The sequence below is a fragment of the Clavibacter lycopersici genome (assembly GCF_003576405.1).
GTDB lineage: Bacteria > Actinomycetota > Actinomycetes > Actinomycetales > Microbacteriaceae > Clavibacter > Clavibacter lycopersici.
On sequence record NZ_QWGT01000490.1, the window covers coordinates 1 to 710 of the forward strand.

Genomic DNA, 710 nt, shown 5'->3' on the forward strand with positions numbered 1-710 from the left:
CTGCACCGGGTCGGGGCGCGGGGACGCGGCCGGGACGGCGACCGTGGGCGCGTCGCGTCCGGCGCGCGGGGCGGCGGCAGCGGCAGCAGCGGCAGCAGCAGCGCCCGCGGCCGGGAGGACGCGCGTGCGATCGTCGTCGTCCTCGGGGCGTGCGTCGGGTGCCCGGTCGTCGGCGTCCTCGGGGCGTGCGTCGGGCGCCCGGTCGTCGGCGTCGGCGTCCGGATCCCTGGCGGCGTCCGTGGCGCGGGCATCGTCCGGATCCGCGACGACGTCGCCGAAGAGGAGGGCGATGGCATCGATGGGCTCGGCGTCGCCGGGTGCGGACGGGGTCGGGGCAGCGACCGGATCCCCGGCGTCGGCCGAGGACTCGCGCGGCGCGTACTCGTCGCGCGGCGCGGGCTCGTCCTCTCGGGCGCGGTCGGCGTCCGGCGCAGGGTCGGCGATCGGCGTCGAGAGCACCGCCGTCTGCGGCTCCGGCGCGGGCTCGAGCTCGGGCTGCGGCTCCGACGCCTGCTCGGGCGCGGCCTGCGGCTCCGGCGCCTGCTCCGGCGAGGGCTCCAGCTCGGGCTCCGTGCGGGCCGCGGCGTCCGACGTCGGAGCCGGCTCCGCGGACTCGGTGGGAGATGTGGCGGCGGGCGCGACCGCAGCCGGAGCGGATCCGGCAGCCCACGCCATGGCGGCGGCACGCGCCGCGGCGGCCGCGGGGGCGA

The 710-nt window shown here is 81.0% G+C and carries 1 pseudogene; it reads right to left on the bottom strand.

The features are described from left to right. Positions 1–710, bottom strand: a pseudogene (locus DZG00_RS17080) (septum formation family protein); the annotation flags it as partial.